The following is a 17803-nucleotide window of genomic DNA, read 5'->3' as shown; positions in this document are numbered from 1 at the left end:
AAAATATTCTTTCGTATGAGTAGAGAACGAGTGAGCCATATTGAATATTGCCATAAAGTAAATTGTAAAAAAATTTCATTAAGAACACCTTCTGTTAATAGATGAAAAATGGTTTTTTCTTCATATTGTCGAATAGGATAAAAGGAAGAGAAATATTAAACATTGCTTGTAGTAAGCTTTAGTAATTTGGGGAATTCATTGTGTGTATGATACATCTGAAATGAGGTGAATATATATTATGAAAATATGGGGACGAATTTCGGATACAGGAAAGTATTCAATACCGCTACAACCAGTATTGTGGATTGACGGATCGAAAAAGGAAAATGAATTTCCTCAAGTAGCCGTTACATTAAAAATTGGTAGTATGTATACAGAACAATTTTCGTATGAATTGACCTACGATGTAAACGACATACTTATTATGAGAATTGAAGTGGAAAATAAAGGGGTAGAAATGATTTCGAGAGTTATTGTAAGTCATATGATTCGAGATTACTTTGCTTATATTCCTAATTCTTTAAAAGTTGATAAGGGGATAAGTGAGTTTTTATTCCAGCTTGTAAGGTGGCGAATTGATGATTTGTTACCGAATGAAAAGGTGGAACTACGTTGTAAAATAAAAGCTAATAAAGATAAAGCTCTTAAACAAGCATTCTTTCAGGCTACATATACATTTCAAGATAAAGAGATATCATATGGTCCACTGCAAACAAATGAAGTTGTTGTGCGTCAATAATAAAAAGGAACCTGTACAAAAGGTTCCTTTTTTTAGTGAAGGTTGTGTTTTTTGAGTATTTTCTTTTGCTCTATTCCTTTTTTTCCTACATAGTTATTTTTGTAGCCAAAGTATAGAATAAATAAAAATGAAACAACATTAACAATAGCGTCAATTTGATCGTTTGTAATAAAGTGTATGCCGAAAGAGGTAAATAATAATTTTAATGATAATAGAAAACCAGCTAGTAACCGCATAGCATCTGATAGATTCTCTTTTTGTAGCATATAGATTACTCCTTTCTATAAAAGTTATATATTATATATATGAAATAGAGTAGAAAAGGTATACAAGCTTAAGCAGAAATGTACATTGGATATGTACATTTTTTATTTGGTAGAAAAACATTATTGATATAGAAACATATATTGGTATAAAAGGGGGAGAAGTATGAAACATAAAGGGAAAATTAGTGGATTATTATTTGGAAATACAGTGGCAGTTACAGAATGGATTGCACTTCAGGATGTAATTGCAAAACTGGATTCACGATCATTTTATACCGTCTTTATTATTTATATATTGCAAATGATACTAAGTTATTATTTTGGACATTGGTACGATAAAAGAGCGAACAAGCGTATGAATGAAGAAGTAGGAGGAATGGCAAGCAACGATTTTGTTGTTGATTTTTTTGGGAAAGTAGCCGCTTTATCTGAAAGAGCTTCCCGTAATATTACAGTTTACATTCTTTCTGTAAAAGAATGGGAAGGATTAAAAGACACGTTGCAAGAAAAAAAATTGGGAGTGTTAGTACAAAAATTAGAGAGTACCATTGTAAAGTCAATTCGGAAGGGAGATGTTGTTACAAAGTGGGATGAAAATAAGTATGTTATTGTAGCAATTGATAATGGTCATGAAACATCAACAATAACAAACAGATTAATGAAAAATATTGAAAGTGAAATAGAAGGTGATTTACTCAGTGTCACTCTTTTATTTGGAGCAGCTAGCTATCCAGTAGAAGGAAAAACGTTTGAAGAACTGTTGAGAAAGTCGCAAAATCAATTGTACCAGTATAGAAATTTGCAAGAAAATGAGTGAAGCTTTGATTTGAAGATATTTGATAGGAAGAAGTTTTATTTGTAACATTTTTTTTGACTTTTATTACAAAAAAACGCTGCGTTTGTAATAAAAGTCTTTAAAAATATATGAAATAAGCATATAATTATGATGGTAGTGTCAATGTAATTTGCACAATGTGTTTTATTTTAAAAGTGTAGAGGAAAGCAAGCTCTACACTTTTCCTTTTTAGGAAATGAAAAGAATATTTGTAAGTTGTTGCGAGATATTGATTGTACTGTGTAAAATGAACAAAGAGATTATTTGATAGAAAGCTGGAAAGGGAATGATAGACGTGAGAGCGGAACGATCACCTTTTATCAGGTGAACTATTATAGTCTTATTAAGACTGAGGTGAAATTCTGTGGCCATTAAGGTAATACATAGTGTGAACAGATTTTAAAGAACACGAAGTACTATACTTAAAGATGGATATGGAACTGCTAAATACTTCAAAAAGAATAATGTAATATTAAGTAATAATTTGTACAAACAATATTAATGATCTTCGTAAAAAAGATGCGAGTGTATAGAACAATTACATATTTTATAACTTTTTTATATTACACGATGGTCGTTTATAAGTAGGAGGAAGAGATGTTGAAATATAGTAAATTAGCAATTATAACTGCATTATCAATGACTTTATTAGCCGGTTGTTTTGGACCGAAACCAGAAGAAGAATTATATGTAGCGTTTGAAAACGCTGCTAAACAAGAAAAAACAATGTTTGAAGATGCAAAAAAACTTGAGACTTTAGAGAAAGAAGGACAAGAATTATATAACCAGATTGTGCAAGAAGGAAAAGATAATAATCAAACTGTTAAAGAAAAACTGAATCAAGCAGCAAAGAATACAACTGAACGAGAAAAAGTACTTACAAAAGAAAAAGAGGCCTTAAATAAAGCGCAAGAAGAAGTGAAGTCAGCTGATAAGTATGTGAAGAAAATTGAAGATAATAAGTTGAAAGATCAAGCTGATAAAGTGAAAAGCATGTATGAGAAACGACACGATTCATTTAATAAAATGTATGACAGCTATAATAAATCTTTAAAACAAGAAAAAGAGTTATATACAATGTTACAAGATAAAGGTACTAAATTAAAAGATATTAGTGAAAAAGTAAAAGTAGTAAATCAATCTTATAAGGATATTGAGTCAGAAAAAGATAAATTTAATGAATTCACAAAGTCTTATAATACAGAAAAAGTAGCTTTTTATAAACAAGCAAATATTAAAATTAAAGAAGAGAAAAAATAAAACAGTTTGGCCTACACTTGGCCAAACTGTTTTATTTTTTTGTATAAGTACGACTATACCATGGAACCGGTTCACTTAATTTTTTTTCTTGTTTCAATGCTTCAGGCCCAATATAATCTTGAAGTGTTTTTTTTGCTACTGTTAAAGATAAGGTTGTTTTCGGATTTCGATAGGAGGATTCAAGATGACCAAGATGCGGTAGAATTCGAAAATCTTCTTTCGTAGGAGGGATGTGGAAAAAATAATCGCCTAAACGTATAAGGACATCAGATTGTTGTTGGCTAAAACGTGGGTTTCTAGAAAAATGTAATCCTTCTTTAATTGCTTTTTTTTCAGCAATCAAACGCTCTAAAGCTGTCTTTTTTAACCAGTATAAATATTTAGGATTAGTAGCTGCTTTAGCATGACGATTCACAACGAAAATAGATTGGGCTAGTCGATTAATAGAATGTTGGTTTTGTAATTGAGATTGTGGTTGTGAAGGTTTCATATTGAATCTCCTTTCAATTTTTCATTATTATAGCATAAATAAAATAGGTTTTTATTATATGCAAAAAGTGATTGTATATATTTTCAATATTAAAGCAATATTGTTACAAAAAACAACTATTTTGTATAATAGTAATAGAATATGTTTTTGAAATTTGATAATGAAAGAGTGAGAAGTTTGAAAGAAATATTAAAACAACAGTATGCCATTATAGATATTGGATCTAATACAATGCGTTTAGTTATTTATGAAAAGCAAAATGGAGGTTTTTATAAAGAGATTGAAAATACGAAAGTGGTTGCTAGGTTAAGGAATTACTTAATTGATGGTGTGTTGAATGAAGAGGGAATAGAAGTATTATTACAGACATTATTTCAATTTCAAGAAAGTACAAGGTTCCATCAGTTGCATCATGTACTTTGTGTTGCAACAGCAACAATTAGACAGTCTGAGAATCAAGAGGAAATTAAAAAGCTTATTGAAGGACAAACGGACTTTACTCTTAGAGTATTATCAGAATATGAGGAAGCGCGTTACGGATACTTGGCGGTTATGAATTCTACATCGTTTTCAGAAGGAATAACGGTAGATATTGGTGGGGGAAGTACGGAAGTTACATACTTTAGAAATAGAGAGATTTTAGAGTACCATAGTTTTCCTTTTGGGGCACTTTCTTTAAAGCAACAATTTATTAAAGGTGATATTCCTACTAAAGATGAGTTAGAGGGAATGCAACAGTATTTAGAATTTCAATTTCAAACGTTACCATGGTTCATCAATAAGAAATTGCTTCTTATTGCAATTGGTGGTAGTGCGAGGAACTTAGTAAAAATCCATCAAAATTTAATATGTTATCCTATAGCAGGATTACATTTATACAAGATGAAAGAAGAAGATATTGAAAATGTAAAAGATGAGTTGGAAAAATTGTCGTTCATAGAACTTCAGAAATTGGAAGGATTGGCAAAAGATCGAGCGGATACGATTATTCCAGCGGTTGAAGTATTTCATACACTTGTTAATGTTATAGAGGCACCGGCATTTGTATTAAGTAGAAAAGGATTAAGAGAAGGTGTTTTCTATGAAGAGTTGACAAAAGATTTGGGGATTTCATATTATCCGAACGTAGTTGAAGAAAGTTTGCATTTACTATCACATGAATACGAAATGGACATGGAATTTGTTATTCAACTTATTAAACATGGAAGACTAATTTGCAAACAACTTGAGGAAATAGGGCTTATTTCTATGTCAGTAAAAGACTGGGAAGTATTCCATCAAGCAGCGAAAGTATTTAATATAGGCAAATATATAGACGAAGAAGCGAGCCGTTTACATACGTTTTATTTATTGGCGAATAAGACAATTGATGGCATGATGCATAAAGATAGAGTGAGGTTAGCGCTTATTGCATCTTATAAATCAAAAATGCTATTTAAACAACATTTATCTCCATTTGAAGGTTGGTTTGATAAAAGTGAACAAAAAAAAATCCGTCTATTAGGAGCTGTTTTACAATTTTCAGCTGCTTTAAATGCAAGGCAACGATCGCTTGTTGAAACCATATCTATAACAGAAAGCAAAGAGGCATTAACGTTTAAAGTTTTATGTGAACAGTCTGCATTAGCAGAAAAAGTGCAAGCTGAAAAACAAAAAAAACAGTTAGAAAGAGTATTAAAAACGAATATTAACTTGTTATATGAACTAAAACATTAGGTCGTACGGATGTCTTTACGAAAAATTTACACTTTGTAATATTGTAATTTGATAAAATAAAATTAACTAAATTATAGTAAAAAAGTTTCAAGGGGAAGTGTGAAGAGAATGGAATTATCGAAGGGGAATGCAGTAAATTTAAATGATACAGCTTATTACAATAATCGAGAGTTAAGCTGGCTAGCATTTAATGAACGTGTACTACAAGAAGCGCAAGATGGAAAAAATCCACTTTTGGAAAGATTGAAATTTATTAGTATTTTTAGTTCGAATTTAGATGAATTCTTTATGGTACGTGTAGCGGGATTAAAGGATCAAGTGAGTGCTGGATTTAATCAGCCAGAAAATAAAGCTGGCTTAACACCAAAAAAGCAACTAAATAAAATTGCGATAAAAGCCCATGAACTAATGACAGTACAATATGATACATTTAAAAATTATGTATTGCCAGCGCTTGAGTTAGAGGGAATTGAACGTTTAACATTCCATGATTTGACGAAAGAGCAGCGAGAATTTATAGAAGAGTATTTTGATGAGCAAATTTTTCCGGTGTTAACCCCTGTAGCTATTGATGCATATCGCCCATTTCCAATGTTATTAAATAAAAGTTTGAATTTAGCTACTCTTTTATATGATGAGAAGCAAGCGGAGGAAGAGAATCGGACGAAGCTAGGAATTGTACAAGTTCCTTCATTACTTGAGCGCTTCATATTTTTACCGAGCGAAGGGCAAAAGCATAAATTTATTTTTTTAGAAGACGTAATTAGTAGCTTTACTCATAAATTATTTACGGGATATACAGTATCATCTGTTACTCGTTTCCGTATTACACGCAATGCAGATTTAACGATTCATGAAGAAGGTGCGAGAGATTTATTAAAGGTAATTGAAAAAGAATTAAAAAAACGTAAGTGGGGGGGGGCTGTACGTTTAGAAGTTGGGAAAGAACACATTGATGAAAGAGTATTAGCGTTATTATATGAGGTTCTGGAAGTAAAAGATGAAGATGTATATATAATGGATGGGCCATTAGATTTAACATGTTTGTTTTCTTTATATAAAAAACTAGCTCCTTTATATGAACATCTTGTATATCCGGCTCTTATTCCGCAACCGCCTCAAGATTTAGGTGATGAAGAAGATGTATTTGAAAAAGCAATTGAGCATGATATTTTATTACATCATCCTTTTGAATCATTTCAGCCGGTAGTTGATTTTGTCCGTGATGCGGCAGACGATCCAAATGTACTTGCGATTAAACAAACGTTATATCGAGTAAGTGGTGATTCACCAATTATTCAGGCGTTAAAGATAGCGGCTGAAAAGGGAAAACAAGTGACGGTATTAGTTGAATTAAAGGCAAGATTTGATGAAGAAAACAATGTTCATTGGGCTAAAGAATTGGAACAGGCAGGCTGTCATGTTATTTACGGTGTAAGTCACTTGAAAACACATAGTAAAATTACGTTAGTTGTAAGAAGAAAAAACGGAAAAATCGAAAGGTTCGTACATCTTGGAACTGGAAACTATAATGATGCAACAGCGAAGTTATATACTGATTTTGGATATATTACATCAAGAAAAGACTTTGGGGTTGATGCAACCAATTTCTTTAATTATTTAAGTGGTTATACAACAAAGCCACATTTTCATCATTTATCTGTTGCTCCATTTGATATAAGAGAACAATTTATGGATTTAATAGATGAAGAAATCCGTTATCATAGGCAATATGGAAATGGATATATTATCGCTAAGATGAATTCATTAACAGATAAACCATTAATTAAAAAAATGTACGAAGCATCACAAGCTGGAGTAAAGGTAGAGCTCATTGTTCGAGGAACATGTTGCCTACGACCTGGTATTCCAAATGTAAGTGAAAATATTCGTGTAGTTAGTGTTGTTGGAAGATATTTAGAACATAGCCGTATTTATTATTTCCATCATAATGGGGAGGAGAAAATATATTTATCTTCAGCTGATTGGATGACGCGAAATATGGAGAAGCGAGTGGAAATATCTTTCCCGATATTAGATATTGAAATGAAGGCACGAATTAAGGCGATTTTACAGCTTACATTAGCTGATAATGTGAAAACACGTGAACAAAATAAAGATGGTGATTACTATTATGTTATTAATGGTAGTACAGAAGAAATTGATAGCCAAGTGAAGTTGTTTAAGATGGCGTATCAAAATACAGATGCTGAATAATGAAAAAAGTAAAAACCTCTTATGTCTATAAGAGGTTTTTACTTTTTTCTACTCATATGCTCCCAAAATGGGAGGATGAGTAGAAACAATAGTTTTATTATAAGCGTGTAATAAGGTGGCTCGTTGAGAGAATAACATTTGAAATAATCGTTATTTTAACTTAGTAATAGTATGGTTGTTGACATGGTCCACCGTAACAAGGATAAGGTGCTGGCGGCGGGAAAGGTGGTGGATAAGGTGGGTAAAATGGTCGAGGGCCGAAAGCTAATGCTCCGCCGAGTAATCCACCAGCAATTCCAGCTAGAAAGGGAACGCCAAAAAACGGGAAGAAGCGTGAGTCGCCTACTGGACCAATAGGTGCTGAACGGACTGGGATTGGTTGATAATATGGATACATGAACATACCTCCTTTATTGGACTCACTTTCATCATATGGTAAATGAAACGTGGATGAGCGCGTACAAGAAAGGATATGCAAGAAAATAGGCGAATTATTACGAATGTTGGAGTGTAAAAAGTGTAATTTCAGGTTTTGACATAAAACGGAATGGAACACGCGTTCTTCCTAGGCCTCGATTAACATAGAGAGTTAAATCTTGAATTGTATAGAAGCCTTCAATATAGTCTTTGGCGAGTGATGGTGTAATAATAGCTCCTAAAAAAGGAATTTGTACTTGTCCGCCGTGGCTATGACCAGAAAGTTGCAAGTTGATTGGATATCTGGAAACTTGGGGCGCGATATCTGGTTCGTGAACAAGAACAATGTTATAAGTATTTTGTCGTGCATGCTCTAATGTTTTCTCTATTTTGGGTTTGCCTAGTAGTATATCATCGAGACCGAAAATAGAAATCTCACTATTATCCATTAGACGAATTCTTTTTTCATTATTTAGCAATAGTTCAAATCCAGATTCACGCATGATGTGCTCATAGTATTCAGTTCCATATCCACCGTGATCATGGTTACCATAAATAGCGAATTTACCGAAGGGGGCTTGTATATTTTTTAAAATGGATGCAACGAAAGGAGTGTCAGTATACGTTTGGTAATTATCAATGAGATCTCCAGTAAAAAGGACAATATCTGGATTTACAGCATTAATTTTAGAAACAACTTGAGATAAATGTTGAAGCGAGAAATAGTATCCAAGATGTAAATCGCTGAATTGAAGAATTTTCATACCATGAAAACTTTTTGGGATGAGTTGTGATTTTAATGTGTGCTGTGTAAAAGAAATGAAATGGGGTTCTATATATTTAGCATAGTAGTATCCAATGCCACTGGTTATAAATGAATAGAGACAAGTGCGCATACCAATTTTTAAAAAATTTCTTCTTGTAATGTGCTTCATAAAAATATGAGTATACCTCAATGTTTTTATTCCATTTATAGGCTACTCGAATCTCCTTTCAGTTTATTTAAAATATACTTTACATAATAAAAATTTAGTATAGATTACGAAAAAAAATGAATGAAAAGAAAATTCTTTACATTAAAATATCAGAAAAGTTTAAAAATATAAAGATTTCTATTAAATAAAGTGATAAAATGAATGTGTATTCATTTTTTGGAGGGGATGTATGTGAAAGAGAAGGTAGTTATTATAACAGGTGGATCGAGTGGAATGGGAAAAGGAATGGCGACTCGTTTTGCAAAAGAAGGGGCACGAGTTGTTATTACAGGACGTACAAAGGAAAAACTAGAGGAAACAAAGTTGGAAATTGAACAATTTCCGGGGCAAGTATTACCTGTACAAATGGATGTAAGAAATACGGATGACATTCAGAAAATGATTGAACAGATTGATGAGAAGTTTGGTCGAATTGATGTTTTAATAAATAATGCAGCTGGAAACTTTATTTGTCCAGCAGAAGATTTATCTGTGAATGGTTGGAATTCAGTCATTAATATTGTGTTAAACGGTACATTTTACTGTAGCCATGCTGTCGGAAAATATTGGATTGAAAAAGGTATAAAAGGGAATATCATTAACATGGTAGCAACATATGCATGGGATGCAGGTCCAGGAGTTATTCATTCGGCTGCAGCGAAGGCAGGGGTATTAGCGATGACGAAGACGCTCGCTGTTGAGTGGGGACGTAAATATGGAATACGAGTTAACGCTATCGCGCCAGGACCAATTGAACGTACGGGCGGTGCTGATAAATTATGGATTTCAGAAGAAATGGCTAAGCGTACGATACAAAGTGTTCCGCTTGGAAGGCTGGGTACGCCAGAAGAAATCGCTGGTCTAGCTTATTATTTATGCTCAGATGAAGCTGCGTACATAAATGGAACTTGCATGACAATGGATGGAGGACAACATTTACATCAATATCCATTTTAAAAGGGATAAAAAAATGAATGTTTGATTCATTTTTTTATGGTTAAATGTGACGGAATTGTGACATATGAAAGAAAAGTGTTTACAAGAGGTCATATATACGTTATATTTAAGACCTCTTTTTTCTTCATAGTAGAATTGCTAATTCCCCTTAGCATTTTACCCCTCTAATCCCTTCAGGAAAACTGAAGGGATTTTTTATTATTTTTCCGTAAATATCATGTTATAATTTTTGAAAAGTAAAGGGAGGGAAGCACGTTGATAGATGCATTAGATGTAATGAGTAACTTGGATAAAGTCCTTCCTTATTATCAAGCTATTTTTAGTGCTGATGAGCATACTGTAATTGGATATGAAGTAGTAGGACGTATTCAAACAGAAGAGGGCATACAAAGTTTAGCTTCTTTCTTTCACGATGATTCGATTCCAAGTGAATTTCAACTGGAAGCGGATAATATTATAGTAGAAAAAGCTTTAAATCGTTATTTAGAAAGCGATCAAAAATTATTATTATTTATACATCGGAATGCTAATGTATTAATGAATGATGATGATGAAAGCTTGCTTCAACTTTTATTGAGGTATGAAGAACAAGGTTTAAATTTAAAACAAATTGTTTTAGAGATTACAGAACATGAATGTAAAGAAGATATAGAGCAATTTAATCATTTGCTTATGTATTATCGTACATATGGTATTCAAATTTCGATTAATAAAGTCGGAACGGGCACAAGTAATTTAGAGCGTATTAGCGTGTTAGCACCTGATATTTTAAAAGTAGATTTAACGAATTTAAGGCAAACAGCACTTTTACAATCTTATCAAGATATTTTATATTCTTTATCATTACTTGCTAGAAGAATTGGTGCAACTTTGTTATATGAAGAAATAGATGCTTTTTATCAACTGCAATATGCTTGGAAGAACGGCGGAAGATATTATCAAGGTAATTATTTGAAAGAATGTTTACCTGATTTTATTGAAACGAATGTTTTGAAAGAGCGACTTGGTAATGAATGTCATCAGTTTATTCAGCATGAAAAGAAGAAGTTACAAAAAATTTATAATTTGACAGAGATGTTACGCGATCGCATTGGCGATGTTTTATCAAAACAAAAAAAGAATGAAGATATAAATGATTGGTTATTACAATTTAGTCAAAGTGTATCACAGTGTAGTTTTCGTATATTTATTTGTAATGAAGATGGTTTCCAACAATCAGGAAATGTTATGAAAAAAGATGGAGAATGGATTGTGATGCCGGATTATTATATGAAGAACTGGAGTTGGCGCCCGTATTTTCTCGAGAATATCATGAAAATGCGTTTTGAGAATAAGGCAAGGCTTTCAGATTTATATGCAGATATCGAAACGGGCGAAATGGTACGAACATTTTCTTTCCCAATAGATGATGACAACTTTTTATTTATAGATTTATCTTATGAATATTTATATGAAGAAGATGTTTTATTTTAATGCACGAAGAGATTCGTGCATTTTTTGTTTGTTTTTATCATAAATTGGTAATAGTGAAAATGGTGATGAAAATGCTGTCTATCGTTGTAAAGATTTTACGAACGAAATCTGTCCTTTCTTTGCATAATCATTGTTACAATGAATACTACAAAGACAAGTTCTTTTAAAAGGAAGGTGAAAAAATGAGGAAATATGGAATATGGCTTGTTCTATTTGTATGTGTTGCCTTTCTAGTTGGTTATAGTGTTACGACTGTTTTAGGGAAAGAGGAAGTGAAAGTTGATCGGAAAGAAGTATTTACAACGATACAAAAAGGCTATGAAACCCAGTTTTCAATTCGTGGGAAGCATTTGCCGATGAATAAGATGATAGAGACGTTATCACCGTATTTTACAGATAATTTCCTTCAAGTGTTTACAGATGAAAATAGCAGAAGTGATAAACAAAGTGGTGAATATTTACTTCCGGCAAAAGAAGCACCGTTTTCTTTTAATTCAGAAACGAAAATATCGTATGATGAAGAACATAAAAATTTATATGTATATGAGCGGACAAAAAGTGGACAATATCAAATTGTAACATTGAAAAGGGATCAAGATAAATGGAAGTTAGCAGGATATCATGAAAGTCAGGAACTCTTAACTGAAATAAAAAGGTTGCAACAATTATAAAGTGAAACTTTTAATCAGTGGGAGGGATTACTAGCCCATCTAACTCCTTTGCTTTAGCTAAATTTTTTGGGTTTTACTACCTACAAATAGCGGGATAAGAATAGGAATAGGTATTTACCTATTCCTATTCTATATTGAGTAGTTTTTGTAACTTTTCAATTTGAAAACCTGCAACTACTTCGCCATCAATTACGACTGTTGGAGTTGAATAAGAATCATAGTCGTTTAAAAGACGATTGCGAGCAGCAGCGTCTTTTTTTACGTCAAATTCTTCATATGCAACGTTATTATGCTTCAAAAATTCTTTAACAATAACACATGGCGGACAATCAGGTTGTGTATAAACCTCAATTTTTTTCATTGTAATTCCTCCTTTTTTCTGTTTTTTATTATATTCTTCCAGTATAAAAACCGCAATAAAGAAGGGGAAATATGTTCTTTCTGTTTTTTCCTTCGCATTTCGACAAATTTTTAGTTGAGTTTCTGGCCAATAACCTTTATCCTAGAGTGTGGAACATTTTTTCTGTTATGACGGATAGAATGAGTATAGCTGTAAAACCTATTGGTAGGAAGATCAGAGAAAGGAGAGATTTCATGTCTCTACTCCAAGGAATTTTAACTCGACTTGTTAGTCTACAAGAACAAGCTGAAAGCGGTGAAGTAGCACAACGCTATTTTGAAGTGAACGGTGAGCGCAAATGTAGCGTGAAATTTTTCGATAAAAGTGAAATGTATGAGTTAGAAGTGTATCAACAAGGTGAAAAACCTCAAGTGTACCAATTCGATAATATCGACATGGTTGCAATTGAGATTTACGATATCATTTCTTGATACATATAAAAAAGGTACTGCCATATGGCAGTACCTTTTTTAGTTCTATTACTTTCCAGCGTAATGTATAGAATTTTTTTATTTTTCCTACAATGGTATTAAAATGAAAATTTAATCTGTGTAAGTTTGCCTATCCATGTGGATAAGTAGTCCCGCCAACCGGATGAATATGTGAAGCTAAACTTCTCACAATTGCTGGGTTCTGCAAATAGTGGGAGAAATATAACTAGGAGGTTATCGTATGGAACATTTACCAGTTGTGATTTGTCCTAATTGTCAAAGCTCTGCTGAGATTACTCATGTATTAACGGCTCAATCTAATCAAAATGTAATTTATACGTGCCAAGTTTGTCACTTTGTAATTCGAAATATTGAAACGAATAAAGGATAGGAAGTTATAATTTTAGTTTTTGTCCCATACAATGAGAATACGAAAAGTCTGTCTAATTGAAAGGACGTGACTCTGTGGACGGTGCACATAAATTTTACAATGTTTCAGAGAGACATTTAAATTTTGATATGGTCTTTAGCCGTATTTGTAGTTTCATTGAAAAGGATCCACGAAATTTATATCGATTATCCATTGGGACAGACTCGCAAGCACATCAAAAGGATACGAGGTTTATTACAGCAATCCATATTCATCGTGTTGGAAAAGGTGCCTGGGGTTGTTTACACCATAGATCAGTAAAAGATAAGCCAGCAACCTTACGTGAGAAAATATATTTAGAAACGCAGTTTAGTCAAGAAATCGCATGTCTATTTACACCTACTCATATACAAACAATATGGGAGTTATTGCATCCTTATGCTCAAGATGGGGCTGGATTCATAATGGAAATTCATTTAGACATTGGGAATGATGGTTTAACAAAGGAATTTATTTTAGATATGACAGAAAAAATTCGAGCGATGGGATTAACTGCAAAAATTAAGCCGGATGCTTATGCGGCGTTTAGCTATGCAAATCGATATACGAAATGACTTTTTGTATGTTTACAATTGCTACATATCTTTTGGTAAAAACTGAATATTACATCTATTAAATAGGTTAAATTTTTTATATAATAAGAGTAACGATGCGATTGTAAGGAGAGGGGTATATGCAAAGGGAAGTTGTTTTAACGAAGGAAGAAGAAAGTTTACTACTAGATATTTTATTTCAGCAAAATTATGCAAGTGAAATTTTAGCTGTGGAACTTACAGATATTGAGAATGGTTTGAAACAGACGGATGTGATGCAATATAAAAAAATCACAAGGTTATTTTACAGATTAAAAAATAAAGGGTATTAAGCGCTACCGGAATGGTAGTCTTTTTTTTGTGCTGTATGCTAAAATAGCTGTGTGATTGTATTTTTATTGAAATAAATTTAGGACAAAATAATAATATGAAAACGATGTCATAAAATGTGAATAGAGTTATGAACATAAGCAGGAAAAAGGGAAAATGGGGGATGTAATATGATTAGTATTCCGAAAGACGAATTTCAACAAATTCTTGTGAAGGATTTAATGATTTCATCGGAAAAAGTAGCTCATGTCCAAATTGGAAATGGTTTAGAACATGCTTTACTCGTTCTTGTGAAATCTGGATATTCGGCGATACCTGTCTTAGATCCAATGTATAAATTACATGGTTTGATTAGTACTGCCATGATATTAGATGGTATGTTAGGATTAGAGCGTATTGAGTTTGAAAGACTTGATGATATGAAAGTAGAGCAGGTGATGAAGGAAGATATACCTTTTCTTAAATTAGAAGATTCATTTGCAAAAGCTTTAGAAATGACAATTGATCATCCTTTTATTTGTGCTGTTAATGAAGAAGGCTATTTTGAGGGGATTTTAACACGTCGTGCTATTTTAAAATTGTTGAATAAGAAAGTAAGGCAACATAATCGATAACGTGAGAAAAGTGACTTCATAGAAACGAAGAAGTCACTTTTTTTCGTGCATATCACTTGTGTATGTATTATATTTAAAAAGACATAAAACATAAGGAAAGTTTGCGCTGGAAAATTGTATTTTCTGAATGAAAGCTTGTTGAAATAAGGTGTATGGAAGCTAAGGAAAGAGGGAGAAAGTTGCAAATTGATGATTTTCAAATGATGGTTGTGTTAGCTCAGGAATCAAATATGAGAAAAGCGGCGGAACGTTTATTTGTTTCCCAACCTGCGCTGAGTCAACGATTACAATCTATGGAGAAACAATGGGGAATGAAGTTTTTTATTCGCTCACAAAAAGGATTGACAATTACACCTGAAGGGGAAAAAGTTGCAAATTATGCCAAAGAAATGTTGCAAAAGGAAGAGGATATAAAAAGTGAGCTAGCTGTTTTTAGAACGGAAACTCATGGAACGTTAAAAATAGCTGTTGCATCAGTTATTGGTCAATATTGGCTTCCTCCTGTTTTGAAAAAGTTTGTGCATAAATATCCTTCTGTAAAGATATCGCTGTTTACTGGATGGAGTAGTGAAGTGCAAAAGCAGTTTTATGAAGGAGACGTTCATGTTGCTATACTGAGGGGAACACAAGAATATAAAGGTCAAAAGCAAAAATTATTTGAAGATGAACTGTATTTAGTTGATAAAGAAATAAAAGATATTTCGATGCTAAAAGAAACAAATAGGCCGTTCATTCAATTTAAAAGTGACTCGACTTATTATGGACAAATACAAAATTGGTGGTATGGTTTATTTTCTAATCCGCCTAAGCGAACGATTGTAGTTGACCAAATTGAAACATGCAAACAACTTGTTTTAAATGGTATAGGTTATGCCCTTTTACCTTCTACTGTTTTAAAGGAAGTACAGGAAAATATGTATAAAACACCTGTTCAATTGACGAGAGAAACATGGTTGTTAACAAGTGACTCAGCAAGGCAGTTGAAGCAAGTACAAGCATTTTTAGAAATTATAGAAGAAATTCAAAGGGAAAAATAAGATTATTATCTTGCTACTCGCTCTTTCGTTTGGTAGAGTAACATTATAAATGGATTTAGGAGGCAACAAGAATGAAAATGATGGACGCTAACGAAATTATTTCGTTTATTCAAAAAAGTGAAAAGAAAACTCCTGTAAAGGTATACATAAAAGGGGATTTAAAAGAAGTAACATTCCCTGAAACAGTACAAGCATTTGTGAATAAAAAATCAGGTGTATTATTCGGAGAATGGTCTGAAATTAAGACAATTCTTGATGAGAATAATAAGCACATCGTTGACTACGTTGTAGAAAACGATCGTCGTAATTCTGCAATCCCAATGCTTGATTTAAAAGGTATTAAAGCTCGCATCGAGCCCGGTGCTATTATTCGTGACCATGTTGAAATTGGTGACAACGCTGTAATTATGATGAATGCAACAATTAACATTGGTGCTGTAATTGGTGAAGGTTCTATGATCGACATGAACGCAGTACTTGGTGGACGTGCAACAGTCGGTAAAAACTGTCACGTAGGTGCAGGTGCTGTACTTGCAGGTGTTATTGAGCCACCTTCTGCAAAACCAGTTATCGTTGAAGATGATGTAGTAATCGGTGCAAACGTAGTTGTTTTAGAGGGTGTTACAGTAGGTAAAGGTGCAGTTGTAGCAGCGGGAGCTGTTGTAACAGAAGATGTGCCTCCATACACAGTTGTTGCAGGTACTCCAGCACGTGTAATTAAAGAAATTGATGAGAAGACAAAAGCAAAAACAGAAATTAAACAAGAGCTTCGTCAATTAAACCCAGAGAAATAAAAAGAAAAAAAAGCGTAAGAGCGTAAATGGGCTCTTACGCTTTTTATAGATAGAGGTGCAAAAATGACAGTAAGCAAATTTGTCCAAATTCGTAGAGATCTACATAGAATTCCAGAAATCGGATTTAAGGAATGGAAAACACAACAGTATATTTTAGATTATATAGGAACGCTTTCTCATGAATTTGTGGAAGTGAAGACATGGAAAACGGGTGTAATCGTTAAAGTAAATGGAAAAAATCCAGAAAAAATAATAGGTTATCGTGCAGATATAGACGGTTTACCAATTACAGAGGAAACTGGATATGAGTTTGCTTCTATTCATGAAGGAATGATGCATGCATGTGGCCATGATGTACATACAACAATCGGTTTAGGCCTTCTAACGAAAGCTGTGAGCGAAAGAATAGATGATGACCTTGTATTTCTATTCCAGCCAGCAGAAGAAGGACCAGGCGGTGCTCTTCCTATGTTAGAAAGTGAAGAGTTAAAAGAATGGAAACCAAATATAATTCTTGGTCTTCATATTGCACCAGAATACGCTGTAGGGACAATTGCAACGAAAGAAGGACTGTTATTTGCCAATACTTCAGAATTATATATCGATTTAAAAGGGAAAGGTGGCCATGCTGCCTATCCGCATACTGCAAATGATATGATTGTTGCAGCGAGTCATCTTGTTACACAGCTTCAATCCGTTATTAGTCGCAATGTAAATCCTCTTGATAGTGCAGTAATTACAATCGGAAAAATTACAGGTGGTACGGTTCAAAATATTATTGCAGAAAAATCTCGTTTAGAAGGAACGATTCGAACATTATCAGTAGAATCAATGAAGCGTGTGAAAAGCAGAATTGAGGCAATTGTTGCAGGTATCGAAGCTTCTTTCCAGTGTGAGGCGATTATAGATTACGGAGCAATGTATCATCAAGTATATAACCATGAAGAGTTAACGAGAGAGTTTATGCAATTTGTACATAAACAAACAGATATGAATGTTATTACATGTACTGAGGCAATGACAGGTGAAGATTTTGGTTATATGCTTCGAGAAATCCCTGGATTTATGTTTTGGCTTGGAGTAAATTCAGAATATGGTTTACATCATGCGAAATTAAAGCCAGACGAAGAAGTGATTGAAAAGGCAATTACATTTTTAAGCCAATATGTAAAGTGGAAAGGGAATAGAAAATAAAACTTCCGCTTTCTTGAAGTTTCCA

The 17803-nt window shown here is 33.0% G+C and carries 21 protein-coding genes; 16 read left to right on the top strand and 5 right to left on the bottom strand.

The window, feature by feature from the left end:
- Window positions 1-238 precede the first annotated feature (238 nt).
- Window positions 239-739 carry a hypothetical protein gene (locus tag NZ044_RS19690; protein ID WP_098505687.1) on the top strand — a complete coding sequence of 167 codons (501 nt, stop codon included), beginning with the start codon at window positions 239-241 and terminating at the stop codon, window positions 737-739.
- A gap of 32 nt (window positions 740-771) precedes the next feature.
- On the opposite strand, the gene NZ044_RS19685 is transcribed toward NZ044_RS19690, so the two are convergent.
- A complete protein-coding gene (locus NZ044_RS19685) occupies window positions 772-1005 on the bottom strand; it encodes an SPP1 phage holin family protein (RefSeq protein ID WP_000939446.1) in 234 nt (77 codons plus the stop codon).
- A 163-nt stretch (window positions 1006-1168) separates the two neighbouring features.
- Here NZ044_RS19685 and NZ044_RS19680 point away from each other — a divergent pair, with 163 nt between their 5' ends.
- Window positions 1169-1822, top strand: a complete 654-nt coding sequence (locus NZ044_RS19680; RefSeq protein ID WP_098505688.1) for a diguanylate cyclase domain-containing protein — start codon at window positions 1169-1171, stop codon at window positions 1820-1822.
- 615 nt (window positions 1823-2437) lie between these two features.
- Window positions 2438-3100, top strand: coding sequence for a YkyA family protein (locus NZ044_RS19675; protein ID WP_000922470.1), 663 nt, complete (start codon window positions 2438-2440; stop codon window positions 3098-3100).
- A 31-nt stretch (window positions 3101-3131) separates the two neighbouring features.
- On the opposite strand, the gene NZ044_RS19670 is transcribed toward NZ044_RS19675, so the two are convergent.
- On the bottom strand, window positions 3132-3590 hold the full coding sequence (locus NZ044_RS19670; protein ID WP_000804864.1) for a YkyB family protein: 459 nt from the start codon (window positions 3588-3590) through the stop codon (window positions 3132-3134).
- A 141-nt stretch (window positions 3591-3731) separates the two neighbouring features.
- On the opposite strand from NZ044_RS19670, the gene NZ044_RS19665 reads away from it, so the two are divergent.
- Window positions 3732-5306: a Ppx/GppA family phosphatase gene (locus NZ044_RS19665; protein ID WP_340949950.1), complete on the top strand. Its 1575-nt coding sequence runs from the start codon at window positions 3732-3734 to the stop codon at window positions 5304-5306.
- Between the two features lie 108 nt (window positions 5307-5414).
- A complete protein-coding gene (locus NZ044_RS19660) occupies window positions 5415-7523 on the top strand; it encodes a polyphosphate kinase (protein WP_098505689.1) in 2109 nt (702 codons plus the stop codon).
- 160 nt (window positions 7524-7683) lie between these two features.
- On the opposite strand, the gene NZ044_RS19655 is transcribed toward NZ044_RS19660, so the two are convergent.
- Window positions 7684-7920 (bottom strand): hypothetical protein, encoded by a 237-nt coding sequence (locus NZ044_RS19655; RefSeq protein WP_000283738.1) that lies wholly within the window; start codon window positions 7918-7920, stop codon window positions 7684-7686.
- Window positions 7921-8017: 97 nt separating this feature from the next.
- Entirely contained in the window at window positions 8018-8875 is an 858-nt protein-coding gene (locus tag NZ044_RS19650; protein ID WP_002082238.1) for a metallophosphoesterase, read from the bottom strand.
- Between the two features lie 231 nt (window positions 8876-9106).
- On the opposite strand from NZ044_RS19650, the gene fadH reads away from it, so the two are divergent.
- The 3 genes from fadH to NZ044_RS19635 all read left to right on the top strand — a co-directional run bounded on the left by fadH (window position 9107) and on the right by NZ044_RS19635 (window position 12015).
- Entirely contained in the window at window positions 9107-9871 is a 765-nt protein-coding gene (fadH, locus tag NZ044_RS19645) for a 2,4-dienoyl-CoA reductase (protein WP_000660913.1), read from the top strand.
- 255 nt (window positions 9872-10126) lie between these two features.
- On the top strand, window positions 10127-11344 hold the full coding sequence (locus tag NZ044_RS19640) for an EAL domain-containing protein (protein ID WP_000564306.1): 1218 nt from the start codon (window positions 10127-10129) through the stop codon (window positions 11342-11344).
- Between the two features lie 182 nt (window positions 11345-11526).
- Window positions 11527-12015, top strand: coding sequence for a DUF3993 domain-containing protein (locus tag NZ044_RS19635; protein ID WP_001233816.1), 489 nt, complete (start codon window positions 11527-11529; stop codon window positions 12013-12015).
- A gap of 124 nt (window positions 12016-12139) precedes the next feature.
- On the opposite strand, the gene NZ044_RS19630 is transcribed toward NZ044_RS19635, so the two are convergent.
- Window positions 12140-12376: a glutaredoxin family protein gene (locus tag NZ044_RS19630; RefSeq protein WP_000717872.1), complete on the bottom strand. Its 237-nt coding sequence runs from the start codon at window positions 12374-12376 to the stop codon at window positions 12140-12142.
- A gap of 233 nt (window positions 12377-12609) precedes the next feature.
- On the opposite strand from NZ044_RS19630, the gene NZ044_RS19625 reads away from it, so the two are divergent.
- From NZ044_RS19625 to NZ044_RS19590, 8 genes are all read left to right on the top strand, one after another.
- A complete protein-coding gene (locus NZ044_RS19625; RefSeq protein ID WP_000055151.1) occupies window positions 12610-12846 on the top strand; it encodes a YkuJ family protein in 237 nt (78 codons plus the stop codon).
- A 241-nt stretch (window positions 12847-13087) separates the two neighbouring features.
- Entirely contained in the window at window positions 13088-13237 is a 150-nt protein-coding gene (locus NZ044_RS19620) for a hypothetical protein (protein WP_000400650.1), read from the top strand.
- A 74-nt stretch (window positions 13238-13311) separates the two neighbouring features.
- Window positions 13312-13830: a ribonuclease H-like YkuK family protein gene (locus NZ044_RS19615; protein WP_000348492.1), complete on the top strand. Its 519-nt coding sequence runs from the start codon at window positions 13312-13314 to the stop codon at window positions 13828-13830.
- Window positions 13831-13949: 119 nt separating this feature from the next.
- On the top strand, window positions 13950-14141 hold the full coding sequence (abbA, locus tag NZ044_RS19610; protein WP_001188692.1) for an antirepressor AbbA: 192 nt from the start codon (window positions 13950-13952) through the stop codon (window positions 14139-14141).
- A 168-nt stretch (window positions 14142-14309) separates the two neighbouring features.
- A complete protein-coding gene (gene cbpB / locus NZ044_RS19605; RefSeq protein WP_000623573.1) occupies window positions 14310-14753 on the top strand; it encodes a cyclic-di-AMP-binding protein CbpB in 444 nt (147 codons plus the stop codon).
- A 152-nt stretch (window positions 14754-14905) separates the two neighbouring features.
- A complete protein-coding gene (locus tag NZ044_RS19600) occupies window positions 14906-15790 on the top strand; it encodes a LysR family transcriptional regulator (protein ID WP_003261853.1) in 885 nt (294 codons plus the stop codon).
- A gap of 71 nt (window positions 15791-15861) precedes the next feature.
- Complete coding sequence (dapD, locus tag NZ044_RS19595; protein WP_000783241.1) at window positions 15862-16584, top strand: 2,3,4,5-tetrahydropyridine-2,6-dicarboxylate N-acetyltransferase; 723 nt, start codon at window positions 15862-15864, stop codon at window positions 16582-16584.
- A gap of 63 nt (window positions 16585-16647) precedes the next feature.
- Window positions 16648-17778 carry an N-acetyldiaminopimelate deacetylase gene (locus NZ044_RS19590; RefSeq protein WP_000218671.1) on the top strand — a complete coding sequence of 377 codons (1131 nt, stop codon included), beginning with the start codon at window positions 16648-16650 and terminating at the stop codon, window positions 17776-17778.
- Window positions 17779-17803 lie beyond the last annotated feature (25 nt).

This window comes from Bacillus sp. FSL K6-1338 (assembly GCF_038006965.1).
GTDB classification, from domain to species: domain Bacteria; phylum Bacillota; class Bacilli; order Bacillales; family Bacillaceae_G; genus Bacillus_A; species Bacillus_A thuringiensis_S.
The sequence above is the reverse complement of the archived record's forward strand: the minus strand, read 5'-3'. Positions and strand labels throughout refer to the sequence as shown.